The sequence below is a fragment of the Janibacter sp. Y6 genome (genome assembly GCF_040900765.1).
GTDB classification, from domain to species: domain Bacteria; phylum Actinomycetota; class Actinomycetes; order Actinomycetales; family Dermatophilaceae; genus Marihabitans; species Marihabitans melonis.
This window is the reverse complement of the sequence record NZ_JAKLYZ010000002.1, coordinates 264186-285689: the sequence shown is the minus strand read 5'-3', so window position 1 is coordinate 285689 and position 21504 is coordinate 264186. Positions and strand designations below refer to the sequence as shown.

21 protein-coding genes are annotated in these 21504 nt (G+C 74.5%); 7 read left to right on the top strand and 14 right to left on the bottom strand.

Going from position 1 to position 21504, the window contains the following annotated elements:
- Nucleotides 1–58: 58 nt before the first annotated feature.
- Nucleotides 59–910: a glycosyltransferase family 2 protein gene (locus L6241_RS06290; protein ID WP_368245415.1), complete on the bottom strand. Its 852-nt coding sequence runs from the start codon at nt 908–910 to the stop codon at nt 59–61.
- Entirely contained in the window at nt 907–2109 is a 1203-nt protein-coding gene (locus L6241_RS06285) for a glycosyltransferase family 4 protein (protein ID WP_368245414.1), read from the bottom strand. The genes L6241_RS06290 and L6241_RS06285 overlap by 4 nt, the downstream gene beginning before the upstream one ends.
- Before the next feature lie 52 nt (nt 2110–2161).
- Between L6241_RS06285 and L6241_RS06280 the strand changes: the two genes are divergently transcribed.
- From L6241_RS06280 to L6241_RS06265, 4 genes are read left to right on the top strand one after another with little or no spacing between them, the layout of a single operon-like run.
- On the top strand, nt 2162–3070 hold the full coding sequence (locus tag L6241_RS06280; protein WP_368245413.1) for a glycosyltransferase family 2 protein: 909 nt from the start codon (nt 2162–2164) through the stop codon (nt 3068–3070).
- Nucleotides 3071–3125: 55 nt separating this feature from the next.
- On the top strand, nt 3126–5516 hold the full coding sequence (locus L6241_RS06275) for a glycosyltransferase (RefSeq protein ID WP_368245412.1): 2391 nt from the start codon (nt 3126–3128) through the stop codon (nt 5514–5516).
- Nucleotides 5513–6454 carry a hypothetical protein gene (locus L6241_RS06270; RefSeq protein ID WP_368245411.1) on the top strand — a complete coding sequence of 314 codons (942 nt, stop codon included), beginning with the start codon at nt 5513–5515 and terminating at the stop codon, nt 6452–6454. Before L6241_RS06275 ends, L6241_RS06270 begins: the two co-directional genes overlap by 4 nt.
- Before the next feature lie 23 nt (nt 6455–6477).
- A complete protein-coding gene (locus tag L6241_RS06265) occupies nt 6478–6894 on the top strand; it encodes an NUDIX domain-containing protein (protein ID WP_368245410.1) in 417 nt (138 codons plus the stop codon).
- Nucleotides 6895–6905: 11 nt separating this feature from the next.
- Here L6241_RS06265 and L6241_RS06260 read toward each other — a convergent pair whose 3' ends face one another.
- Together L6241_RS06260 and L6241_RS06255 are read right to left on the bottom strand one after the other, a co-directional pair.
- Nucleotides 6906–8264 (bottom strand): O-antigen ligase family protein, encoded by a 1359-nt coding sequence (locus L6241_RS06260; protein ID WP_368245604.1) that lies wholly within the window; start codon nt 8262–8264, stop codon nt 6906–6908.
- On the bottom strand, nt 8264–9127 hold the full coding sequence (locus tag L6241_RS06255; protein WP_368245409.1) for a hypothetical protein: 864 nt from the start codon (nt 9125–9127) through the stop codon (nt 8264–8266). Before L6241_RS06255 ends, L6241_RS06260 begins: the two co-directional genes overlap by 1 nt.
- A 136-nt stretch (nt 9128–9263) precedes the next feature.
- On the opposite strand from L6241_RS06255, the gene L6241_RS06250 reads away from it, so the two are divergent.
- Genes L6241_RS06250 through L6241_RS06240 form a run of 3 tightly spaced genes read left to right on the top strand, consistent with a single transcriptional unit; the run spans nt 9264 to nt 11879 of the window.
- Nucleotides 9264–9956, top strand: coding sequence for a hypothetical protein (locus tag L6241_RS06250; protein WP_368245408.1), 693 nt, complete (start codon nt 9264–9266; stop codon nt 9954–9956).
- 49 nt (nt 9957–10005) lie between these two features.
- Nucleotides 10006–11085, top strand: coding sequence for a hypothetical protein (locus L6241_RS06245; protein WP_191563616.1), 1080 nt, complete (start codon nt 10006–10008; stop codon nt 11083–11085).
- Nucleotides 11082–11879 (top strand): WecB/TagA/CpsF family glycosyltransferase, encoded by a 798-nt coding sequence (locus tag L6241_RS06240; RefSeq protein ID WP_368245407.1) that lies wholly within the window; start codon nt 11082–11084, stop codon nt 11877–11879. The genes L6241_RS06245 and L6241_RS06240 overlap by 4 nt, the downstream gene beginning before the upstream one ends.
- A 63-nt stretch (nt 11880–11942) precedes the next feature.
- Here the strand turns inward: L6241_RS06240 and L6241_RS06235 are convergent, their stop codons facing one another.
- The 10 genes from L6241_RS06235 to L6241_RS06190 all read right to left on the bottom strand — a co-directional run bounded on the left by L6241_RS06235 (nt 11943) and on the right by L6241_RS06190 (nt 21467).
- A complete protein-coding gene (locus L6241_RS06235) occupies nt 11943–13388 on the bottom strand; it encodes an oligosaccharide flippase family protein (RefSeq protein WP_368245406.1) in 1446 nt (481 codons plus the stop codon).
- Between the two features lie 4 nt (nt 13389–13392).
- Nucleotides 13393–14496: a DegT/DnrJ/EryC1/StrS family aminotransferase gene (locus L6241_RS06230; protein ID WP_191680419.1), complete on the bottom strand. Its 1104-nt coding sequence runs from the start codon at nt 14494–14496 to the stop codon at nt 13393–13395.
- A complete protein-coding gene (locus L6241_RS06225) occupies nt 14496–15140 on the bottom strand; it encodes an acetyltransferase (RefSeq protein WP_191680418.1) in 645 nt (214 codons plus the stop codon). The genes L6241_RS06230 and L6241_RS06225 overlap by 1 nt, the downstream gene beginning before the upstream one ends.
- Nucleotides 15137–16279: a DegT/DnrJ/EryC1/StrS family aminotransferase gene (locus L6241_RS06220; RefSeq protein WP_368245405.1), complete on the bottom strand. Its 1143-nt coding sequence runs from the start codon at nt 16277–16279 to the stop codon at nt 15137–15139. Before L6241_RS06220 ends, L6241_RS06225 begins: the two co-directional genes overlap by 4 nt.
- A gap of 2 nt (nt 16280–16281) precedes the next feature.
- Nucleotides 16282–17256: an NAD-dependent epimerase/dehydratase family protein gene (locus L6241_RS06215; protein WP_368245404.1), complete on the bottom strand. Its 975-nt coding sequence runs from the start codon at nt 17254–17256 to the stop codon at nt 16282–16284.
- Nucleotides 17253–18299: a Gfo/Idh/MocA family protein gene (locus L6241_RS06210; protein WP_191680416.1), complete on the bottom strand. Its 1047-nt coding sequence runs from the start codon at nt 18297–18299 to the stop codon at nt 17253–17255. Before L6241_RS06210 ends, L6241_RS06215 begins: the two co-directional genes overlap by 4 nt.
- Before the next feature lie 167 nt (nt 18300–18466).
- Nucleotides 18467–19261, bottom strand: a complete 795-nt coding sequence (locus L6241_RS06205) for a MerR family transcriptional regulator (RefSeq protein WP_368245403.1) — start codon at nt 19259–19261, stop codon at nt 18467–18469.
- A 17-nt stretch (nt 19262–19278) separates the two neighbouring features.
- Nucleotides 19279–20298 (bottom strand): NAD(P)H-dependent flavin oxidoreductase, encoded by a 1020-nt coding sequence (locus L6241_RS06200; RefSeq protein WP_368245402.1) that lies wholly within the window; start codon nt 20296–20298, stop codon nt 19279–19281.
- Complete coding sequence (locus tag L6241_RS06195; protein ID WP_368245401.1) at nt 20298–20966, bottom strand: hypothetical protein; 669 nt, start codon at nt 20964–20966, stop codon at nt 20298–20300. Before L6241_RS06195 ends, L6241_RS06200 begins: the two co-directional genes overlap by 1 nt.
- Nucleotides 20967–21023: 57 nt before the next feature.
- Nucleotides 21024–21467: a VOC family protein gene (locus L6241_RS06190; protein WP_368245400.1), complete on the bottom strand. Its 444-nt coding sequence runs from the start codon at nt 21465–21467 to the stop codon at nt 21024–21026.
- Nucleotides 21468–21504 lie beyond the last annotated feature (37 nt).

Sequence of the window (21504 nt, the reverse complement as noted above, 5' to 3'; positions counted from 1 at the left end):
TGACCCGAGAAACTTGGGGCTCGTGGGGCTCGTGGGGTTCGCGAAGGGGGAGAGGGGGTCAGTCCTGGCGGCTGCTCTCGTCGCGCAGCCAGTGGTCGTGGCCCTTGCGGGCGCGGCGGCGCACGAGGAGGCGGGCGGCGAGGGTGACGGCGACGAAGACGCCGACGTCGGGGATGCGGCGCAGGTCGCCGCGGGCGATCGTCACGAGGTCTGCCGGGGTGGTGCGGGCGGCCGCGGTGCGCAGACCGCGCTCGTCGGCCTCGGTGTTGCCCTCGACGACCCGCGCGCGACGGCGCAGCAGGTCGGCGACGGTGCGGGGGACGCGGACGACGACCTCAGCGGCGACCACGAGCCGCTCGTGCTCGGCGAAGGCCTCGGACAGCGCGAGGTCGTCGGAGAGCATCGCCTCCATCGCCCGGAAGCGGCGCATGCCCTCGGGGCCGAGCGCGATGACCCCGCGCCCGAAGAGCCCGCTGCGCACGCTCGGCAACGCCTCCCAGACGCGGTAGTAGGCCCGGACGAGCCCCGAGCACCCCGTGGTCTCGAGGACCCGCCGGGGTGCCGTCGCGAGCACCTCGCCGGCGAGGATCGGGGCGACGAGGGCGTCGATCATGCCCTCGCCGAGCTCGAGGTCGGCGTCGCAGATGATCCGCGGGTGGTGCGAGGCGATGTCGTCGGCGGCGAGGACCGCGCCGTGCTTCGAGGGGGTGGCCAGCTCGAGGACGTGGTGGGCCAGGCCGCTGCTCCGGGCGCCCTCAGCCGTGGAGTCGCTGCACCCGTTGGCCGCGACGACGACCTCGACCGCGGTCGTGCGGGCCGCGCGGGCCACCGACGCGAGGAGGCGGGGCAGCACCCGCTCCTCGTCGTGCGCCGGCACGAGCAGGCTGGCGACCGCGGCCGGCCCCGTCATCGTCGGTCCGCGGCGAGCTCGGCGCCCAGGGCGAGGAGACGGTCGACCTTCGCCGGCCAGGTGGCGGTCGCGGCGACGTGACGTCGCCCGGCCTCGCCCATGGCCCGGCGCAGGGCGGCGTCGCCGCCGAGCCGGTCGAGCGCGGCCGTGATGTCGGTGTGGAAGCGCTCGGGCGAGATCACCGGGAGCCGGATCGCGCACTCGTCGGTCGTGAAGGCGCCGGGTCCGCCACGGGCGGCGACGACGAGCGGCAGCCCCCAGGACATCGCCTCGAGCGGGGCGTTGCCACCCGGCTCGCGATAGCTCGGGAAGGCGAAGATGTCGGCCCGCCGGTAGAGCTCGGCCATCGCCGGCCGCTCCACCCAGCCGTGGAAGGTCACGCGGTCCTCGAGACCGAGGGCGGCCACCTGGCGTCGCAAGGACTCGTCCTCCGGACCGACCCCGGCGATCTCGAGGTCGACCGGCGCCGTCGTGGCGGCGAGCGCGTCGACGAGCTCGTGCACCCCCTTCGAGCGCACGAGACGACCGGCGAAGAGGGCGCGCACCCGCGGCCCGGCGACCCGCTCGACGGGGTCGGGGATCTGCGCGACCGCGGTCTCCGGCATCGTCTCGAAGCGCTTGAGCGTCAGCCCGGACAGCGCGTCGGCGACGTAGTCGGCGATCCCGAGCACGCAGTCGGCCTCCTCGAAGGTGCGTCGCAGCAGCCGGTCGCGCCGCAGCCGCATCCCGTCGAGCTCGCGCAGCCGGTAGTACCAGGGCTCGCTCGTGCCGTCGGCGCTGAATCCGGGCGGGTCGGCCAGGCCACCGCCCACCGGGCCGACGATCGTCGGGATCCCGAGCCCGACGACGGGGCTCGGGTAGCGCATCGCGACCGGGGTGGGCTGGAAGGCGAGGTCGAAGTGCTCGCCCGCGGCGAGGGCGTCGGCGACCCAGCGCCGCGCGCGCCGGTAGAAGGCGACGTAGCCCGGCTTGGCGATGCTGTTGAGCCGCTCGGCCCGGCCGAGCAGCGGGGGCTCGACCCACTCGACGACCCGCAGCCCGTCGAGCTGCTCGGCCGCCGGGGTCGCGGTGCGCTTGTGGTAGGTCACGAGCGTCGTGTCGCACCGCTGCGCGAGGTGTCGGGCCCACTGGGCAGACACCCAGGACTCGCCGACGTCCTGGCCGTCGCACGTCGGGGCGATGAGGAGCACTCGGGGCACAGCGTCAGCAAACCACGCACGGGCGGTGCCGCGTGGCCGCTACGGTGAAGCCGTGCCAGCCCGGGTCGGCCTCGTCGTCGTCAACTACAACAGCGCGCACCTCACCCGTGCGCTCCTCGACGGTGTGCCCGCCGCGCTCGCCGGGCTCGAGGGCGAGGTCGTCGTCGTCGACAACGGCTCGCAGGACGACTCGCTCGAGGTCCTCGCGACCCTCACCGGCGTCACCGTCGTGCCCTCGACGAACGAGGGCTACGCGGCCGGCCTCAACCGCGGGATCGCCGCGCTGGAGCGCGTCGACGCCTACGTCGCGCTCAACCCCGACCTGCGCCTCGCACCGGGCAGCCTGCGCCGCCTCGTCGAGCGCCTCGGCGAGGGCCCGGACGGCGCCCGGGTCGGGATCACCGCACCCCTCGTGCGCGACGCGGACGGCTCGACGTCGTGGTCGCTGCGCCGCGACCCGAGCCTGCTGCGCTCGTGCGGGCTGGGCTCGACCGGCCGTCCCGCGCTCAGCGAGTACGTCCGGGACCCGCAGGCCTACAGCCACGCCCACGCGGTCGACTGGGCCCTCGGCGCCTGCCTCGCCGTCTCGTGGGAGTGCGCGCAGGACATCGGGCCGTGGGACGAGTCGTACTTCCTGTACTCCGAGGAGACCGACTACTGCATGCGCGCCCGCGACCTCGGCTGGCAGGTGTGGTTCGAGCCGGCGGCGGAGGTCATTCACGAGGGCGGCGGCTCCGGCGTGAGCGACGCGCTGCACGAGATGCAGGTCCTCAACCGGGTCCGCCTCGTGCGCCGCCGACGCGGCACCGCGTACGGGTGGGCCTACCTCGGCGCGTCGACCGCGCAGGAGCTGTGGTGGGCGGCGAAGGGGAACCGGCGCAACCGTCGCGCGGCGCTCGCCCTCGTCATGCCCTCCCGCAGATCGGCCAAGTCCTCCCGGGGGAGCGTGCTCCCGCAGTAGCCTCGTGGGTGCGCGTCCGGGGGGTCGGACGACGCACCGTCACGAAGGGGGCGCGATGCGCGTACTCGTCTACCCGCACGACCTCGCCATCGGCGGGAGCCAGCTCAACGCCATCGAGATCGCGGCCGCGATGCGCCCGGCCGGTGTCGAGCCGCTCGTCGTCGGGCGCACCGGCGCCCTCGTCGAGCGGATCGAGGAGCTCGGCCTGGACTTCCTCGAGACGCCCGACCCGGGCCGCCGTCCGTCCGTGCGGGTCGCGGCGAGCGTGAGCCGGCTGGTCGACGAGCGCGGGCTGGACCTCCTCCACGGGTACGAGTGGCCCCCGACCCTCGAGCTCGTTGCCGCCGGCGGTCTGCGCGGCCGGCCCCCGGTCGTCTCGACGGTGATGTCGATGGCGGTCGCCCCCTTCGTCCCGCACGACGTGCACCTCGTCGTCGGCACCGAGCAGATCGCGGCGACCGAGCGCGCCCGCGGTCGTGACCGGGTGCACGTCATCGAGCCGCCCGTCGACCTCGCGCACAACGTGCACCCGGGTCACGAGGCGGTCGCCGCCCTGCGCGCCCGGCACGGCCTGACCGGCGACCGCCCGCTCGTCGTCGTCGTCAGCCGGCTCGCCGACCAGCTCAAGCTCGAGGGGCTGCTCCACGCGACGACCCTCGCCGCCGATCTCGCGGCGACCGACGACGCCTTCGACCTCCTCGTCGTCGGCGACGGCCCGGCCCGTGACCGTGTCGCCGTGAGGGCCGAGGCCGCCAACCGCCGGGCCGAGCGCCGCGTCGTCGTGCTCGCGGGCGAGCTGCGCGACCCGCGCCCGGCGTACGCTGCGGCCGACGTCTGCATCGGCATGGGCGGGTCGGCGCTGCGGGCGCTCGCCTTCGCCAAGCCCCTCGTCGTCCAGGGCGAGTCCGGCTTCTTCCTGCCGCTCAGCGAGGAGACGGCCGACGTCTTCTCCTGGCAGGGCTGGTACGGGACGGGGGCCGACCCCGAGCTCGGCGTCGCCGCCCTGCGCGAGGCGCTCGTGCCGCTGCTGCGCGACCCGGCGCTGCGCGAGCGCCGCGCCGCCCTCGGCCGCCGGCTCGTCGAGCGCTGCTCGGTCGAGGCGGCCGCCCGCGACCAGCTGCGGATCTACGAGGAGGCGCTCACCTCGGCTCCCGCGCGGACCCGGCATCTCACCGACTCGGCTCGCGCCGCCGGCCAGCTGGCCCGCTACAAGGTCGCCCGCAAGTCCGCGCGACTGCTGCGGCGGGGCTCGACCGACGACTTCAACGCGGCGCCGGTCGCCGGCCGCGCGGCCGGACGGCGGATGCCCGGCGACGCGGAGTGCGGTCGTCGTGACCCCGTGCTCTGGTACGCCGGCGTGGCCTGGGACGCGGTCCAGGGCACCGACCGGCGCCTCGCGGAACGCGTCGCGGGGGACCGCGACGTCCTGTGGGTGGACCCGCCGGAGCCGAGCGGTCGGCCGTGGCGGCCCGGCAGCCTGCGGGCCAGGGTCGAGCACCCACGCCCCGGTCTGACCCGCGTGACGACCCCGGTGCTCCCCGGCGTGACGCGCCCGGTGCTTCGGGGGCTCGCGCTCACCTGGTCGGGACGGTCGGTGCAGCGGGCGCTGCGCGAGCTGGGCGTCGTGCCCCAGGTGGTCCTCGCCTCGTGCACCGAGCCGGTGCTGCGCCGGCACCGCGACCTGCCGAGCGTCTACTACGCCACGGACGACGTCGTCGCCGCTGCCGACCTGTGGGGCATCTCGCCGCGGCTGCTCCACGAGTGGCGTGAGTCGAACCTGCGCTGCGCCGGCCGGGTCCTCGCCGTCTCCGAGCACCTCGCGCGGCTCCTGCGCCGCGACGGCGTGTCACCCGTCGTCCTGCCCAACGGCCACGCCGGGGCACCGACGTCGACGTCCGCCGCGTCCGTCGAGCTGGACCTGCCCCAGCCGGTCGCCGCCGTCGTCGGCCAGCTCAACGAGCGCATCGACCTCGCGTGCCTGGAGCAGGTGCGTGACCTCGGTCTGGGCCTGCTCGTCGTGGGGCCGGCGGTCTTCGCGACACCCGCCGCCCGGGCTCGATTCGAGCGGCTCGTCGCCTCTCCCGGCGTGCGCTGGACCGGACGCGTGCCGAGCGAGGAGCTCGCGGGCTACCTCGCCGCCTCCCATGTCGGGCTCAGCCCCTACACCGACACCGCCTTCAACCGCAGCTGCTCGCCACTGAAGACCCTCGAGTACCTCGCGGCGGGTCTGCCCGTCGCGACGACCGCCGTCGCCACCGACCCCGTGGGGTCCCCCTTCGTCCTCCCGGCGCACGACGCGCCGGGCCTGGCCCTGCGCGCGGCCGAGCTCGCGCACGCGGGGACCGGACCGGACGAGATCCGCCGCAGTGTCGCGGGCCACGACTGGGCCAGCCGTGCCCGGGCGCTGCTCGTCGAGCTCGACCGCGCAGACAAGGGGACGTCATGAGACGTCGACGCACGACCTTCGCCCTGGGAGGGGTGGCAGTCGCGGCTGCCCTCGCCCTGTCCGTCCGTGGGGGCCTGGGTCCCTCGACCTCCCCGACGACCCAGTCTCCAGGTGCCTCGGCCGCCGTCGCCGGGCCCACGGAGACGGACTGCGTCGACGCGCCCAGCCGGTGCGGGTACCCCGACGAGACGACGACCGGGGTGAGCGACGGGGTGACCTTGAAGAAGTCCGGGTCGGTCATGGCCGACGAGGACGGCCAGGTGGTCGAGGGCCTCGACATCACCGGCGAGATCAGCGTCAGCGCCGCTGACGTGACGATCCGCGACGTGCGGGTCACCGGCGGCCGCGGTGCCGGGGCGTCGGACTGGGTCGTCGTCATGCGGCCCGGCGCAGAACGGCTCGTCATCGAGGACTCCGAGCTGCGCACCCCTGCGGGGTCCGAGCAGGACCTCGCGTGCGTGCTCAACATCGGCGACGGTGAGCCGACCGTGCGCCGCGTCGACATGCAGGGCTGCAGCATCGGTGTGTCCACCGGAGGGGGCGTCGTCGAGGACAGCTACATCCACGACCTCGCGATGGTGCCGGGACTCAGCCACGTCAACGGCGTCGCGTCCATGGGCGGCGGGGGCCTCACGGTGCGGCGCAACACGATCCTCAACGAGCACCCGCAGACCTCGGTCGTCGCCCTCTACCAGGACTTCGGGACGCAGTCCGACGACCTCGTGCAGGACAACCTGCTCGCCGGCGGCGGATACATCTTCTACGGCGGTGACGGGACCTTCGGCCCGACGTCGAAGATCCGCTTCCTCGACAACCGGGTCGCCCGCCTGTACTACCCGAAGGGGGGTTCGCTCGGGGTCATCGCCCACCTCGACCTGGACCTGCCGGGCAACGAGTCGTCGGGCAACTTCTGGGACGACACCGGCGAGCTGCTCTGAGCGCCGACCGCGCTGACCTCGAGGTGCACCGTGTCGCCGCCGCGGCGCTCGTGCGCGACGGCGCGATCCTGCTCGGGCACCGCCACCCGGGTCGCCGCTACTACCCGGACTGCTGGGACCTCGTCGGGGGTCACGTGGAGCCGAGGGAGACCCCGCAGGACGCCGTGCGTCGCGAGTGCCTCGAAGAGATCCGCGTCCTCGTCGAGGACCCTCGGCCGGTACGGCTGACCCTCGCCGACCCGGCCGTCGAGATGCATGCCTTCGTCGTCACCACCTGGTCGGGCGAGCCGGTCAACGCCGCACCGGACGAGCACGACGAGATCCGCTGGTTCGGCGTGGAGGAGCTGGGCGGCCTCGTCCTGCCCGACCCCGCAGCGCTGCCCGACCTCGTCGCGATCCTGCGCAGCGCGTCTGGTCGCAGCGCGGCGGGAGCCGGCTGAGCCGGTCCCCTCTAGCGGGTGGGCAGGAGCCGGCGCCACGAGCGCGCCGGCACCGGCGCCTCCTCGCCGGGCCGGCCCGCCGAGCGCTGGATGCGGCTCGAGCGCAACGACGCGCCGGCCATGCCCATGAGGAGGAACCACACGCTCGGCATCATGGGGAAGCTGAAGCCGTCGAAGAAGGCGAGCAGGATCGTCCCGACGACGACCCCCGCCCCGATGCCGGCGACGACCGGCCGCACCTGGGGATCAGTCGTGCGCAGGTAGGCGGCGAGGGCGCACCCGATCGCGGTCAGGGCGACGAGGAGGAGCGCGCCGAGCCCGACGACGCCGATCTCGACCGACGACAGCAGGTACTGGTTGTCGAAGATCCGGAATCTCGGCAAGAAGGTGCCCGGACCACGCCCGAGGAGCGTGTCCCGCGAGAGGTAGTCGGCGGCGACGGCGTAGCCGTCGACACGGGACTGCAGGCTGGTGTCGCCGTCGAGCCCCGTGAAGAGGCCGAGCGTCGTGCCCACCATGCCCGGCACGGTGACGAAGACGACCGCGCTGCCGAGCACGAGGGCGAGACCCACCCACAGCCGCTGCACGCGGTCCCAGGTGGGGAAGAGCACGACGAGCGCGACGAGCAGGCCGATGAGGGCCGACCGGGTGCTCGAGACCCCGATCGCGGTGGCGATGGCCAGCGCGGGCCACCAGCGGCCCAGGGTGCTGGTCTCGTCGTCGGGGTCCCGGGCGGCCATCGCGCTGCTCAGGGCGAGCGGCAGGAGCATCCCGAGGACCGCCCCGTACTCGATGGGGTGGATCGACGTGCCCGCCGGCCGGGTGAAGCCGTCACGGACGTAGCCCTCCGAGATGGCCCGGATGGTGACGAGCCCGGGGATCTGCAGCTCGTCGACCCAGGACCGCCCCGTGGCGAACTGGACGATGCCGAGCAGGGCGACGCCCCCGCCCGCCGCCGCAACCCGCCGGGTGAGCACGACGAGCCGGCCCGGGTCCCAGATCGCGTCATGCGTGAGCAGGAGCGCCCCGCTCCACGCCACGTAGAGCATGAGGGTCATCGTCGCGACGCCGATCTCGGCCGTTGCGGCCGGTCGCGCGATCGCCGTCGAGAAGGAGATGACCGCGACGCCGAGGAAGACGACGAGCGCGCCCACGAGCGGCGTCGACAGCTCGCTGCGGACGCGGTGCACCCGCTCCCACGCCCACCACAGCCCGCAACCGAGCCACAGCACCGTGGCAGGGGTGCCGACCCCGCCGAGACCGGGGACGACGAACTGCGAGGGGATCGCCAGGGTCGCGACGACGCACACCGTGAGCACGGTGACGCCGTCGCCGACGACCCCGAGACCGGAGCCCCCGTACCGCGGCATCACGGCTGGGGGACCCTCCGGTCCCGCAGAGCACTGGTGGCCTTCGGCGCATCAGGGCTGCTCTGCAGCGGGGGCGTCTCGGGCCGGGCCGTCTCGGGCCGGGACGTCTCGGGCGAGGGCACGTCGTCGTGCACGGGGGGCGGCGGCGACAGCTTCCCGTCGTGGCCACCTGGCGCATGCCCCTGGACCGGCGGAGGGAGGACCACCCCGGACGGCGGGGATGTCCTGCCCCGGCCGCGACGACCCGGGCCGGTCAGACGGCGCTCCGCGCGACGTCGCAGCGCGCTGTCGATCATGGACAGCGCGATGAGGGTGAGCACCCCGACGCCGACGAGCGCGATGAGGGCGGAGCGCACACGGTCACGACCGACAGACTCGGCGACCTTGTCGGAGCTGACCACCCGACTGGTGATCTGCTGGTCCGAGCCGCTCGTGATCTTCGACTGCAGGGCCGACAGGCTCTTGGGCGCCGTCGCGAGCAGCTCGTCGCGGATCTGCAGGGCGCCCTGGCTGGTGACGTCGCGCACCGTGAGGAGCAGCACCGGGCTGCTCGTGCTCGGCTCGTTGACCACCTCGTAGGAGGCGTCCGGCTGCAGCTCCTCGACCCGCCGACGCACGTCCTGCCCGGACAGCTCGAGGACGAGCACGTCGACCGCCTCGTTGAGACCGCCGAGCTGGAGCAGAGGGTTGTCGCCCTCCTCGACGGTGGCCCGCGGTGGCAGGAGCAGGACCGTGGCCGTGGCCTCGTAGGTCGGTGGCGTCGTCGCGTACGCGCCGTACCCCGCACCGAGCGCGCAGAGCACCCCGATGACCACCACCCACCACCGTCGGCGCCCGGCCGACACGACGTCGCGCAGCTGCACGTCCCCACCTCTCTCCGGTGTGGCCCGACTCCCCTTCGCCCACACCTCGTCCGTGCCATATTAGGAACAGATCGCCTCGCGCCGTGGGGGTTTCGCAGCGATCGCAGCGGGTGGACCGTGACGAAGGGGGATCGCCGTGAGCGTGTGGGACGTGGCCAGGGCCGTGCGCCGCCAGCTCGTCGTCCTCCTCGTCGGGCTGCTTGCAACGGGGTGGGCCGCGCTCGCCGTCACCCACGAGGAGCCGGTCTACTGGGCCCGGGTGCGGGCGGTGCTCGTCGCGCAGGGCGGCAGCCGCAACTGGCTCGTGCAGCCCGGTGAGAGCGCGATCCCCCTCGCCGGTCTCCTCGAACGCCGGATGAACGCCGAGGTCGACGCCGTGCCGACGAACTCCCCGGACGTGACGATCATCGACCGCGGGATCACCCACGGCACGGTCGTCTTCCTGCCCGACCGCGGCGGTCAGTGGGCGCACAACTTCACCGAGCCGATCGTCGTCCTCGAGGCCGCCGGCCCGGACGAGGCGTCGGTGCACGTGCAGATGGACGAGCTGGTCCGCCGCCTGCGCGGCGAGCTGACGACGCTGCAGCGCGACCTGCTCGTCAGCGGTTCACCGCGGGTCGGCTTCAGCGACTCCACCCTCGAGTACACGGTGCAGGCCGCGGCGGGCCGGCCGAAGGTCGGCGCCGTCGGCGTCGTGCTCGTCGGTGCCACGCTCAGCGTGCTCGCCTGCGTGAGCGTCGAGCGCCTGCGCCGATCTGCGCGAAACCGGGACGGCGCCACCTACCCCGGTGTCATCATGATCACCGCGGCGCCAGGGGGTCGGGTCTGACCGACCGCCGTGGTGGGTCCGCTGACGACCACCGGGGGGAAGGACGCCCATGACGGGCCACGAGGACCTGCAGGACCTGGCACTGAGGGGCCTGCGCACGATGTACGACGCGCGCACCGGTCGGGTGCCGCAGACGATGCGCCTGGTGCGCACGCCCGACGGCGTCCGGCTGCGGCCCGAGGGCGAGAACCTGCGCTACGACGGCATGGTCGCGCTCGGCCTGTCGCGCGCCGGGGACGAGGCGGCCCGGTCGGTCGTCGGCGAGGGCGGCGTCACGGCGTACGTGCGCACCGTCGTCGAGCGGGCGAAGGGGTCGGCCGAGCTCGGCGAGATCGCGCTCGCGGCCTGGTGCCTCGGCGAGATCTGCGGCGAGGAGGACCCCGTCCTCACCAGCCGCATGCTCACCCAGCTGGGCGCGCCGTCGGTGGCGACCGTCGCCACCTCGTGGGCGCTCACCGCCACGACGAGCGTGCCCCAGGGGTCGGCGGGGCTGCACGAGGTCCGCGACGCCGCCCTGGCCCGGCTGCTGCCCGCGCAGGGGCCCGGCGGCCTCTACCCGCACCTGCTCCCCGCATCGGGGACGCTGCGGGCGCACGTCGGCTCCTTCGCCGACCAGGTCTACCCGGCGATCGCCCTCGCCCGCCTCTCGCGCGCCCGCGACGACGCCGACGCGCTGAGCCGGGCCACCCGGACCGTCGACGTCCTGTGCCGGCTCCAGGGCAGCGCCGGCCAGTGGTGGTGGCACTACGACTCGCGCGGCGCCGAGGTCGTCGAGCGCTTCCCCGTCTACAGCGTCCACCAGCACGCGATGGGCCCGATGACGCTGCGCGACCTGCGCGAGGCCGGGGGACCGGACCGCAGCGCGGAGGCCGAGGCCGGGGTGGCCTGGCTCGAGCATCACCCGGAGTCGCTCGAGGACCTCGTGAGCCCGCGCCACAGCATGATCTGGCGCAAGGTCGGCCGGACCGAGCCGCCGAAGGCCGCGCGTGCCATCGGGGCGGCCGTGACCTCCCTTCGCCCCGGCACCCAGGTGCCCGGCCTCGACGCCCTGCTGCCCCCGGGCGCGGTCGACCACGAGTGCCGCCCCTACGAGCTGGGGTGGCTGCTCTACGCGTGGGGCCGGTCGTGACCGGCCCCGTCGCTGGCCCGGTCTCGGACCACGAGGTCGACCTCTTCGGCCTGCCCGTCGCGGCCCTGACCTCCGAGCAGGTGGTCGCCCGGTGCGTCGCGGCAGTCGAGCGCCGCGAGGTGCTCGAGATCGGGGTGCTCAACGCGGCGAAGGTCGTGAGCATGCGTCGCGACGCGCGGCTGCGCGAGTCGCTCCTCGGCTGCGACCTCCTCGTCGCCGACGGCCAGGCCGTCGTGTGGGCGAGCCGGGCCCTGGGCCGCCCGCTGCCCGAGCGGGTGGCCGGCATCGACCTCTTCACCAGCCTGCTCGAGGTCGCCTCCGAGCGCAGGCTGCGGGTCTACCTGCTCGGCGCGACGGCGGAGGTCCTCGCCGGGGTCGAGCAGGTGCTCGCGACGCGCTACCCGGGGGCGGTCCTCGCGGGCTCGCACGACGGCTACTTCGCGCCGGAGCAGGACGACGAGGTCGCCCGCGAGATCGGGCGCGCGCGCGCCGACCTGCTCTTCGTCGCCATGCCCTCGCCGCGCAAGGAGACCTTCGTCGACGCCCACCGCGACGTGCTCGCCGTGCCCGTCCTGCACGGCGTCGGCGGCTCCTTCGACGTCGTGTCCGGACGCACCCGTCGCGCCCCGGGCTGGATGCAGCGCGCGGGCCTCGAGTGGGCCTACCGGCTGCTGCAGGAGCCGCGCCGCATGTGGCGGCGCTACCTCGTGACGAACACCCTCTTCGTGCTGCTCCTCGTGCGTGAGCGGGTCCGGCCGAGCGCGCCGTACCGAGACCCGCGTCGGGTCGCCTGAGTCGAAGAAGGAGCGTCACCTCGAGGTGACGCTCCTTCTTCGAACCGGGCGAAGGGGGACCGGTCAGGCGGTGAGGGAGCGCAGCCGCTGCCAGTCGGAGACCAGCTCGCGACGTCGCACGGCGAGCAGGACGAGCCCGACGACGCCCGCCAGGCCGAGGGCGGCCACCGAGGGCAGCGTCGTCGCCCCCACCACGACGACCCCCGCGCCCACGACGCTCGCCCCGACGACCGGGGCCACCTGACCGCCGAGCGCCCGCACCGGCAGGTCGACGCGGTGCAGCTGCCACAGGTAGAGCGGCAGCACGACGACGAGGCCGACGACGAGCTGGGCGACCGCCACGGCCCACACCCGCCCGCTCTGCGCGGCGACGTACGCGCCGACCGCGAGGGCGAGCACCCACAGCAGCTGAGCGAGCAGCAGCAGCTGGGTCGAGCCGATGACGACGAGCAGGTCGTAGCAGAGCTCGGCGAGGATGCGCACGAGCGCGAAGACCGCGAGCCAGGCGAGCACGGGCGCGCTGCCGGCCCACTCCTGCCCGTAGACGAGGGCCACGAGCGGTCCCGCCGCGGCCGCGAGCACGAGGCACGCGGGCGCCGAGACGCCGAGCAGCAGGCGCACGAAGAGCGAGACCCCCGAGGCCATGACCTCGGGGCTCTCGCGCACGCGGGCGAAGAGAGCCGGCGCCACGCTGCGCAGCGGCTGCGAGAAGAGGCTGACCGGCCAGCTCGCGAGGTTGAAGGCGAGGACGTACAGGCCGAGCTGGACCGGGCCGAGCACCCCGCCGACGACGAGCTGGTCGAGGTAGCCGATGACGAAGACGAGCACGCTCGCCCCCGCCAGCGGCAGCCCGAAGCCGAGCAGCCGCCGCGCGACGTCGCGGTCCCAGCCGAGCCGGTAGGGCAGCGGCGAGGCGACGACGAACATCACGGCGGAGACGACGCTGCCCGCCAGGCGCCCGATCGCCAGGCTCATCGCGCCCCAGCCGGTCAGCGCCAGGGCGAGGCTGGTGAAGGCGCCGAGCCAGACGTTGACCTGGTCGATGACCATCCGCTGCTTCTGCAGCATCTTGCGCTGCATGAGCGCGGCCGGGGTCGCGACGAGGCCGTTGACGAGGATCGCCATGCCGAGCCAGCGCACGGGGTCGGTCGCCGCGGGCGCCCCCATCGCCGTCGCGTAGTACGGCGCGCCGACCCACACGAGGCCGGTGAGCACCGCGCTCGTCAGCACGGTCACCGAGGTCACCGTCGGGGCGATGTCCGCCGGCTCGTCGGCCCACCGCACGATCGCCAGGCTCACGCCGAGGTCGTTGAAGGCGAGGATCGCGAGCAGCGCGACGACGGCGACGGCGAAGGTGCCGAACTCCTGCGGGCCGAGCACCCGCGCGAGGACGATGCCGATCGCGAGCGTGCCGAAGCGTGACGCCGCGGTGTTGACCAGGCTCCAGCCCAGGGCGTTCGCGGCCCGCGCCCCGAGCCCGCGGCTCTCGGTCTGCGGCGGGGTGCCCATCGGTTCAGGCGCCGAGCGCGTCGGCGAGCGACTGCGCGACGTGCTCCTGCTGCGCGGGGGTGATGTGCGGGTAGATCGGCAGCGACAGGATGCGGTCGGCGGCGGCCTCGGTCACCGGGAAGTCGCCCCGGCCGTACCCGAGGTCGGCGAAGGCCCGCGTGAGGTGGACCGGCTCGGGGTAGTGGATCCCCGCGCCGACCCCCGCCTCGTGCAGCGCCGAGAGCACGCGGTCGCGCTCGTCGACCTGGATGACGTAGAGGTGCCAGACGTGCTCGTTGCCCGGGGCGACCGCGGGCAGGGTGACGGGCAGCCCGTCGAGCAGGCTCGCGTAGCGCTCGGCCGCCTCGCGACGGCACGCGTTCCAGCGCTGGAGGCGGCGCAGCTTCGCACGCAGCACGACGGCCTGGATCGCGTCGAGCCGCGAGTTGAAGCCGACGACCTCGTGGACGTACTTCGTCAGGCTGCCGTGCGCGCCGAGGAGCCGGGCCGTGCGGGCGAGGTCGTCGTCGTCCGTCGTCACCGCGCCGGCGTCGCCGGCGGCGCCGAGGTTCTTGCCCGGGTAGAAGCTGGTCGCCGCCATCCGGCCGAGGCTGCCGGAGACCCGGCCGTCCTGGGTCGCGCCCTGCGACTGGGCGGCATCCTCGACGACGGGCAGACCGAGCCGGTCGGCGTGCTCGAGGACCGCGCCCATCGGGGCGAGCTGGCCGTAGAGGTGCACGGGGGCGATCGCCCGCGTGCGCTCCGTCGTCACGGCCCCGAGCTGGGCGGGGTCGATGAGCAGGTGGTCGGGGTCGACGTCGACGAGCACCGAGCGCGCCCCGATCCGTGCGACGGCCTCGGCCGTGGCGACGAAGGTGTTGGCCGGCAGTACGACCTCGTCGCCGGGCCCGACGCCCACGGCGCGCAGCGCGATCTCGACGGCGTCGGTGCCGTTGGCGACCCCGACGCAGTGCTGCGTCCCGCACAGCTGCGCGTACTCCTCCTCGAAGCCCGCGACGTGCGGCCCGCCGACGAAGCCCGCGCTCGAGAGCACGTCGTCGACGTCGCCGCGGATCTCGTCGAGGATCTCGGCCTGCGCGGCGCGCAGGTCGACCAGGGGGACATGCATCAGGACTCCTTGCTCCGGGCCGGCACACCGACCCACGTCTGTCCCTGGGGCAGGTCGCCCAGCAGGGTCGCTCCCATGCCGAGGACCGCGTCGGGGCCGACACGGACCCCTTCGCGCACGCTCGAGCACATGCCGAGGTAGGCGGCGGCGCCCACGCGGACGCTCCCGCCGAGGACGACGCCGGCGCAGATCGTCGCGTAGTCCTCGACGACGTCGTCGTGGGTGAGGACCGCGCCCGGCATCGCGACGACGTGCGCGCCGACCTGCACGTCGGCGGTGAGCACGACCTCGGCGAGCAGCACGGCGCCGGGCGCCACGTGGCTGCCCTCGCCGACCGACGCCGCCGGGTGGATGACGGCGCGGTAGCGGGCCGGGTCGACGCCGAGGCCGTCGAGGCGCTGGGCCATCGCACGCCGGGCAGCGCCGCGCCCGGCGCACAGCACCAGCCGGTCCTGCAGGTCGGCCGCCATCGCGGTCGGCCCGAGCACCGGGCTGCCGAGCAGGACCTCGCCGTGGCGGGCCTCGTCGTCGTCGAGGATGCCGACCGGGGTGCTCGTGCCGTCGCGCTCGTCGATCGCCCGGATCGCGGCGAGGGTCTCGCGGGCCAGCCCGCTCGCCGCGAGGAGGAGGACCGGCTCGGTCATGGCGTCGCGCCGGGGTCGCGCAGCACGGCGGCGACCCGGTCCACGTCGCTCTCCTGGAGCTGGTGGTACAGCGGGAGGATGAGCGTGGAGTCGGTGAGGGCCGCGGTCACCGGCAGGGCGGCGTCGTCGAGGCCGAGGTGGGCGTAGGCGGGCTGCCGGTGGGCGGCCATGATCCCGCGACGGGCCGAGATCCCGTGCGCGGCGAGCGCGGCGAGGAGCCCCTCGCGGTCGGTCGGGTAGCCCTCGCCGACCTCGACCCACGCGGACTGGTAGTTCGTCGTGCCCCACGGCGGGTCCTCGACGAGCCGGAGCCCGGGCACGTCGGCGATCGCCGCGCGGTAGCGCGCGACGAGCTCGCGGCGGCGCTCGACGACACCGGGCAGGCGCTCGAGCTGGACGATCCCGACCGCCGCCTGGATGTCGGTCATCCGGTAGTTGAAGCCGACCTCGAGGTACTGCTCCGCCGGGGCCAGCACGCTCTGGTGACGGTCGGCGGCCGAGACGTCCATCGCGTGCTCGCGCAGCCGGCGCACGCGGGCGGCGCGCTCCGGGTCGTCGGTGGTGACCATGCCCCCTTCGCCCGTCGTCAGCAGCTTGCGGGGGTGGAAGGACCAGGCCGTCGCGTCCGCGCCGGACCCGACGGGCGCGCCGTCGTAGGTCGAGCCGGCCGCGCACGCCGCGTCCTCGACGAGGGCGAGACCGTGCTCGTCGGCGAGGGCGCGAAGGGGGGCGAGGTCGAGCGGCACCCCGCCCTGGTCGACGGCGATGATCGCCCGGGTCCGCCCGGTGATCGCCGGGGCGACCGTCTCGGGGGTGATGTTGCCGGTCTTCGCGTCGACGTCGACCATGACGGGTGTCGCTCCGAGGTAGGTCGGGGCGTTCGCCGTGGCGATGAAGGAGAAGGACGGGACGATGACCTCGTCGCCCGCCTCGACGCCCACGGCGACGAGGGCGAGGTGGAGGGCGGCGGTGCAGCTCGAGACCGCGACGGCGTGCTCGGCCTGGACGAGCTCGGCGAAGGCGCGCTCGAAGTCGGCGACCCGCGGCCCCTGGGCCACCCAGCCGGACTCGATGGCGGCCATCGCCGCCTCGGCCTCCTCGCGCCCCAGGTAGGGGCGCATGACGTTGATGCGCTCCATGGCTACGCGTCTGCCAGGACGCGCTCGGAGCGCCACCACGCGACGAGCTCGCGCAGCCCGTCGACGAGGTCGATCTGCGGGCGCCAGCCGAGGTCGTGCTCGGCGGCGGAGATGTCGGCCAGGCGTCGGGTGACGCCGTTGACCGCGCGATCCGGGCCGTGCTCGACCTGCAGGTCGCTGTCCATCGCCGCGAGCATCGCCTGGGCGAGCTCGAGCAGCGAGGTCTCCTTCGCGCTCGCGATGTTGTAGACGCCCTCGACGACGTCGCTGCGGGCCGCCAGGACGTTGGCCCGGGCGATGTCGACGGTGCTGACGAAGTCCATCGTCTGCTGCCCGTCGCCGAAGATCAGCGGCGGCTGGCCGGCGTCGATGCGCTCCATCCAGCGGATGAGCACCTCGGTGTAGAGCCCGAAGATGTCCATCCGCGGCCCGTAGACGTTGAAGTAGCGCAGGAGCACGTAGTCCAGCCCCTGCATCGCGCGGAAGCTGCGGATCATGCCCTCGTTGTAGGACTTCGCCGCGCCGTAGAGCGTGTCGTTGTTGTGGTGGTGGTGCCGCTCCGTCGTCGGGAACTGCTCGGCGAGGCCGTAGACCGAGGCCGAGGAAGCGGCGACGAGCTTGGCGACCTTGTGCTGCGCGGCGGCCTCGACGACGTTGAAGGTGCCGTCCACGAGGACCTCGTTGGCCAGCCGCGGCTCCTCCGCGCACTGCGTGATCCGGATCGCCGCCTGGTGGAAGACGAGGTCGCTGCCGGTGACGAGGTCGTGGACCAGGTCGCGGTCGCGGATGTCTCCCTCGACGAGGCTCACCCGGTCGTCGACGAGCGCGTCGCGCAGGTTGCCCCGCCGGCCGCGCACGAGGTTGTCGAGGACGACGACGTCGCCCACCCCTTCGGCCAGGAGCTGGTCGACGATCGTCGAGCCGATCGTGCCCGCGCCCCCGGTGACGAGGACCTTCGCTCCGTGGAGGTCGCTCATGCCGCGCTCCTGCTGTCGTCGAGGCGCACGGGGGCGCCGGTGGCCAGGCTGCTGTCCGAGGCGGAGAGCAGCCGCAGCACGCGCATCGCGGCGTGCCCGTCGGTCAGGGGTGCGCGCTCCTCGCGGATCGCGGCGGCGAGCTCGCCGACCATGCTCGAGAGCGCCTCGCGCTCGGGCAGGGCGGGCACGACGACGTCGCCGAGGCGGTAGGAGATCGTGCTCGCGCGCCGGTCGCTCGCGTTCTCGCGCTGCGTCGGCAGGTCGACCCCGCGGTCGTAGATCGAGATGCGCTGGGCGGGGTTGACGTCGTCCCACACGAGGGTGCGCCGGCTGCCGCCGAAGATCATCTGGCGCACCTTGACCGGCGAGAGCCAGTTGACGTGCACGTGGGCGAGGACCTCGGGGGCGACCGGCATCGACAGGTGGCCGACGCACTCGGTGCCCGCGCCGAGAGGGTCGGTGCCGACGGCGCTCAGCGTCTCCGGGGCGAGCCCGCCGGGCAGGACGAAGTCGAGGATCGACAGGTCGTGCGGGGCGAGGTCCCAGAAGACGTTGACGTCGGGCTGCACGAGCCCGAGGTTGATGCGCACCGAGTCGACGTAGAGCAGGTCGCCGAGGTCGCCGGCCGCGAGCGCGTCGCGGATGTAGCGCACCGCCGGGGTGTAGCAGAAGGTGTGGTCGACCATGAGCACTCGGCCCGCCGCCTGGGCGGCCGCGATCATCTCCGCGGCCTGGTCGAGCGACTCGGCGATCGGCTTCTCGACGAGCACGTGCTTGCCGGCGGCGAGCGCACGCAGGGTGAGCGCGTGGTGCGTGCTCGCCGGCGTCGCGATGGCGACGGCCGTGACGTCGCTGCGAGCGAGGAGCTCGTCGACGTCGCTCAGCAGGTCGATGGTGCTGCGCTGCCCGACGACGCGGGCAGCCCGGGCCGGGTCGAGGTCGCACACGGCGACGAGATCCCAGTCCGGGTGGTTGCGGAAGTTGCGGACGAGGTTGGTCCCCCAGTACCCCGACCCGATGACGGCGACGCCCAGCTTGTCCACGCTGTCCCCCACGGTGCGTGATGATGATGAAGCCGACCAGGGTCTGATCGGCCTTCGTCACTGTAGACAGCGCCCGTGCACCCCCGCTGGGTTATCGCAGAAAGTCGCGCGGGACGCGAGATCCCCCGGGGCGAAGGGGGATTCGCGCCCGGGGGATCTGCGCGGCGTCAGGCTGTGCGGCGGGCGACGCGCGCGAGGATCGCGTCGTGCAGCCACTGCGCGAGGCCGGGCCGGCGCTCGTCGTAGTGGCGCGTGAAGCGCTCGTCGCTCACGTACAGCTCAGCGAGGTTCGCGTGCATCTCGTCGGAGCAGTCGTAGTACACCTCGATGCTCGCGTGGTGCCGGTCGGCCAGGGCGACGCCCTCGTCCGACGCGGGGTCGACGCCGTCGGCGACGGCCTGCGCGAGCTCGGCCTCGAAGGCCTCGGTGCTCTCCTTGATCTCGACCCAGTCGGCGGGCGTGAAGCGCGCGGTGCGCGCCTGGGACTGCTCCCACTGCGGGGTCTGGCCCCAGCGCTCCTGCGCCTCGGCCTGGTACTCCTCGGAGTAGCCGTCGCCGAAGATCGCCCTCAGGTCGTCGGTGGTCGCGGGTCGGTCCTGCATCTCTGCCTCCAGTGCGTGCTCGATGGCCTCGGCGAGGTCGGCGGTCTGCGCCAGCCTCGCCCTGACCGCCGCCTGCTGCCGGCGCAGGTGCGCCAGCCGGCCCGGGCCGTCTGCCTCGAGCAGGTCCCGGACGTCCTCGAGCGCGAAGCCCAGCCGGCGGTAGCCGACGACGGTGCTCAGCCGCTCGAGGTCGCCGTGGTCGTAGAGCCGGTAGCCCGAGGCCGTGCGCCCCGACGGCACGACGAGACCCTGCTCGTCGTAGTGGTGCAGGGTCCGCACGGAGATCCCGAAGGTCCGCGCGACCTGCCCCACGGTCCACGTCCGGTCCACGGCTGCAGTCTGCCCGGGTGCGGTGGTCATGGATCCACCGTGGCGCCTCACGTCGCGTGAGGGTCAAGCCCGGCGAGGACCTCGGCGACCGGGCCGGTCGGCGCGTGACGCCACCCGGTGCCCGCCCACAGGTGCACCCCGTCGGGGTCACCGGCCGCGGCGGCGGCCTGGCGCATCGCGCGGGTGAGGTGGTGCACGGCGGGGTAGGCGGTGATCGCGTCGGCGTCGTGGGCCTCGACGAAGGCGTTGCGCAGCGCCCGGGCCGGACGACCGGTGAAGGCGCGGGTGAGGGCGGTCCGGGTGAAGCGGGGGTCGGCGAGCGCGGCCCGGTGCACGGCGGACGTGCCCGCCTCGTCGACACGCAGGAGCATCGTGCCGACGGCGACCGTCTCGGCCCCGGCGTCGAGCAGCGCGGCGACGGCGCGGGGCCCGTCCACCCCGCCCGCGGCGACGACGGGCAGCGGGCAGGCCGCCCGCACCGCGCGCACGAGGTCGGCGGTCGGCACGTCCTCGACGACCCGGTCGGGGTCGAGGGTCGCGCTGTGCCCGCCGGCCCGCGGGCCCTGGACGACGAGCCCGTCGACACCGGTCGCGCGGGCCCGCTCGGCCTCCTCGGGCGTCGTCACGGAGGCGAGCACGGTCGTGCCGGCCGCCCGCAGCGCGGCGACCTCGTCCGCGGGCGGCAGGGCGAAGGTGAGCGACACGACGGGCACCGGGCGCTCGAGGAGCAGCGCGAGCTTCGCGTCCCACGCGTCGTCGTCGACGACCGGCGTCGGGTCGAGGGTCACGCCGTACCGGGCGGCGTCGGGGGCCAGCCGCTCGGCGTACCGGGCGAGGGCGTCGGCGTCGACGACCCGGCGGTCGGGCACGAAGAGGTTGACGCCGAAGGGGTGACCACCCCTTCGCACCGTCTCGACCTCCTCGGCCAACGCGTCCGGGGTCTTGTACCCGCCGGCGACGAAGGGGAAGCCCCCCGCCGCGGCGACCGCGAGGCAGAGCCGTGCGGTCGTCGGGCCGCCGGCCATCGGGGCCGCGGCGAGCGGGCGCCGGCTGGCGAGGAGGGCCATCAGGCGTGCTCGGCGGTGTAGCTGAGCTTCAGCTGGCCCTTCTTCGTGCGCACGCGGGTGATCGCGATGCCGGCGAGGTCGGCGGTCGAGCGCACATGGGTGCCGCCGCAGGGGTCGGTCTGCAGGGTCTCGATGCTCACGCGCCGCACGCCCTCGTCGTCGACCTCGGCGGAGTACGCGAGCGCGGCGGCGACGTGCTCACGGGCGCGCTCGAGCACCCGCTCGACGAGCGCGGCCTTCTCGTCCTCGCCCTCGGGCAGCGACCCGCCGTCGAGGTCGTAGAGGAGGAAGGCCTGGCCGGGCGTGTGGCTCAGCCCGACGTTGCGGTACCCGAGGGGGGTGACGCACGCGTCGAGCAGGTGTCCGGCCGAGTGCAGCGCGGCGTGGCGCCGCCGCACGTCGGGGTCGATCGCGACGTCGACCTCGCTGCCCTCCTGCGCGACACCCGACTCGGGGTGCAGCCACACGACGCCGTGCGCGTCCTTGCTCACCGAGGCCGGGGACCCGTCGACGGTGACGACGTCGTCGGGCTGGCCGCCCCCCTTCGGGTGGACGACGCCCTCGCGGACCGCGATGCCCGCGGGCTCGGTCGAGGTCGCGACGACCTCGGTCCGGGTCGTGAAGAGGTAGGTGTCCTGCCAGTACGCACGGCTCTGCTCGACGCTCATGCCCCGATCCAACCCCAGCGCTCGGCCTGCGGCCAGACCGGCCCTCCGCTCGACGGGTCAGCTCGTCGTCGGGCGGGCCGCGGTCGCGCGGCGGTAGGCCGTCGCGTGGCGGGGCTCGTACACGAGGACGGGGTCGGTGCCCGGCACGTCGACCTCGATGCCGATGCCGAAGCCGAGGTCGCGCGGCTCGCCGTCGCACACGGCGCCGCGCTCGCGCAGCTCGGCGACCGTCGCGGCGATGTCGTCGACCATGAGGCTGATCTGGTGGTGCCGCGGCGCCGTGAAGGCCTCGCCGGCGAACTCCCCCTTCGTCGGGTGGACGCCCAGCTCGCTCGGACCGGTGTCGAAGACCAACCAGCCGGCCGGGTCACCGGCGGCGACCGCGGGGTCGTCGGAGGACCCGGCGTCGGTGACGTGCGGCAGGCCCAGGACGTCCTTGAAGAAGGTCCGCGTCGCGACCGCGTCGTCGCTGTAGATGAGGGTGTGCACTGCGGTGATCACACGACGAACCTAACGGCTGAGCGCGGCTAAGGTCGCC

What these genes read in the sequence shown, in the direction of transcription:
- L6241_RS06270 (WP_368245411.1), top strand. Translation starts at nt 5,513, where the DNA reads ATGAGACGTCGACGCACGACCTTCGCCCTGGGAGGGGTGGCAGTCGCG.
- L6241_RS06220 (WP_368245405.1), bottom strand. Translation starts at nt 16,279, where the DNA reads ATGGAGCGCATCAACGTCATGCGCCCCTACCTGGGGCGCGAGGAGGCC.
- L6241_RS06215 (WP_368245404.1), bottom strand. Translation starts at nt 17,256, where the DNA reads ATGAGCGACCTCCACGGAGCGAAGGTCCTCGTCACCGGGGGCGCGGGC.
- L6241_RS06275 (WP_368245412.1), top strand. Translation starts at nt 3,126, where the DNA reads ATGCGCGTACTCGTCTACCCGCACGACCTCGCCATCGGCGGGAGCCAG.
- L6241_RS06290 (WP_368245415.1), bottom strand. Translation starts at nt 910, where the DNA reads ATGACGGGGCCGGCCGCGGTCGCCAGCCTGCTCGTGCCGGCGCACGAC.
- L6241_RS06235 (WP_368245406.1), bottom strand. Translation starts at nt 13,388, where the DNA reads ATGGGCACCCCGCCGCAGACCGAGAGCCGCGGGCTCGGGGCGCGGGCC.
- L6241_RS06245 (WP_191563616.1), top strand. Translation starts at nt 10,006, where the DNA reads ATGACGGGCCACGAGGACCTGCAGGACCTGGCACTGAGGGGCCTGCGC.
- L6241_RS06205 (WP_368245403.1), bottom strand. Translation starts at nt 19,261, where the DNA reads ATGACCACCGCACCCGGGCAGACTGCAGCCGTGGACCGGACGTGGACC.
- L6241_RS06200 (WP_368245402.1), bottom strand. Translation starts at nt 20,298, where the DNA reads ATGGCCCTCCTCGCCAGCCGGCGCCCGCTCGCCGCGGCCCCGATGGCC.
- L6241_RS06225 (WP_191680418.1), bottom strand. Translation starts at nt 15,140, where the DNA reads ATGACCGAGCCGGTCCTCCTCCTCGCGGCGAGCGGGCTGGCCCGCGAG.
- L6241_RS06230 (WP_191680419.1), bottom strand. Translation starts at nt 14,496, where the DNA reads ATGCATGTCCCCCTGGTCGACCTGCGCGCCGCGCAGGCCGAGATCCTC.
- L6241_RS06195 (WP_368245401.1), bottom strand. Translation starts at nt 20,966, where the DNA reads ATGAGCGTCGAGCAGAGCCGTGCGTACTGGCAGGACACCTACCTCTTC.
- L6241_RS06260 (WP_368245604.1), bottom strand. Translation starts at nt 8,264, where the DNA reads ATGCCGCGGTACGGGGGCTCCGGTCTCGGGGTCGTCGGCGACGGCGTC.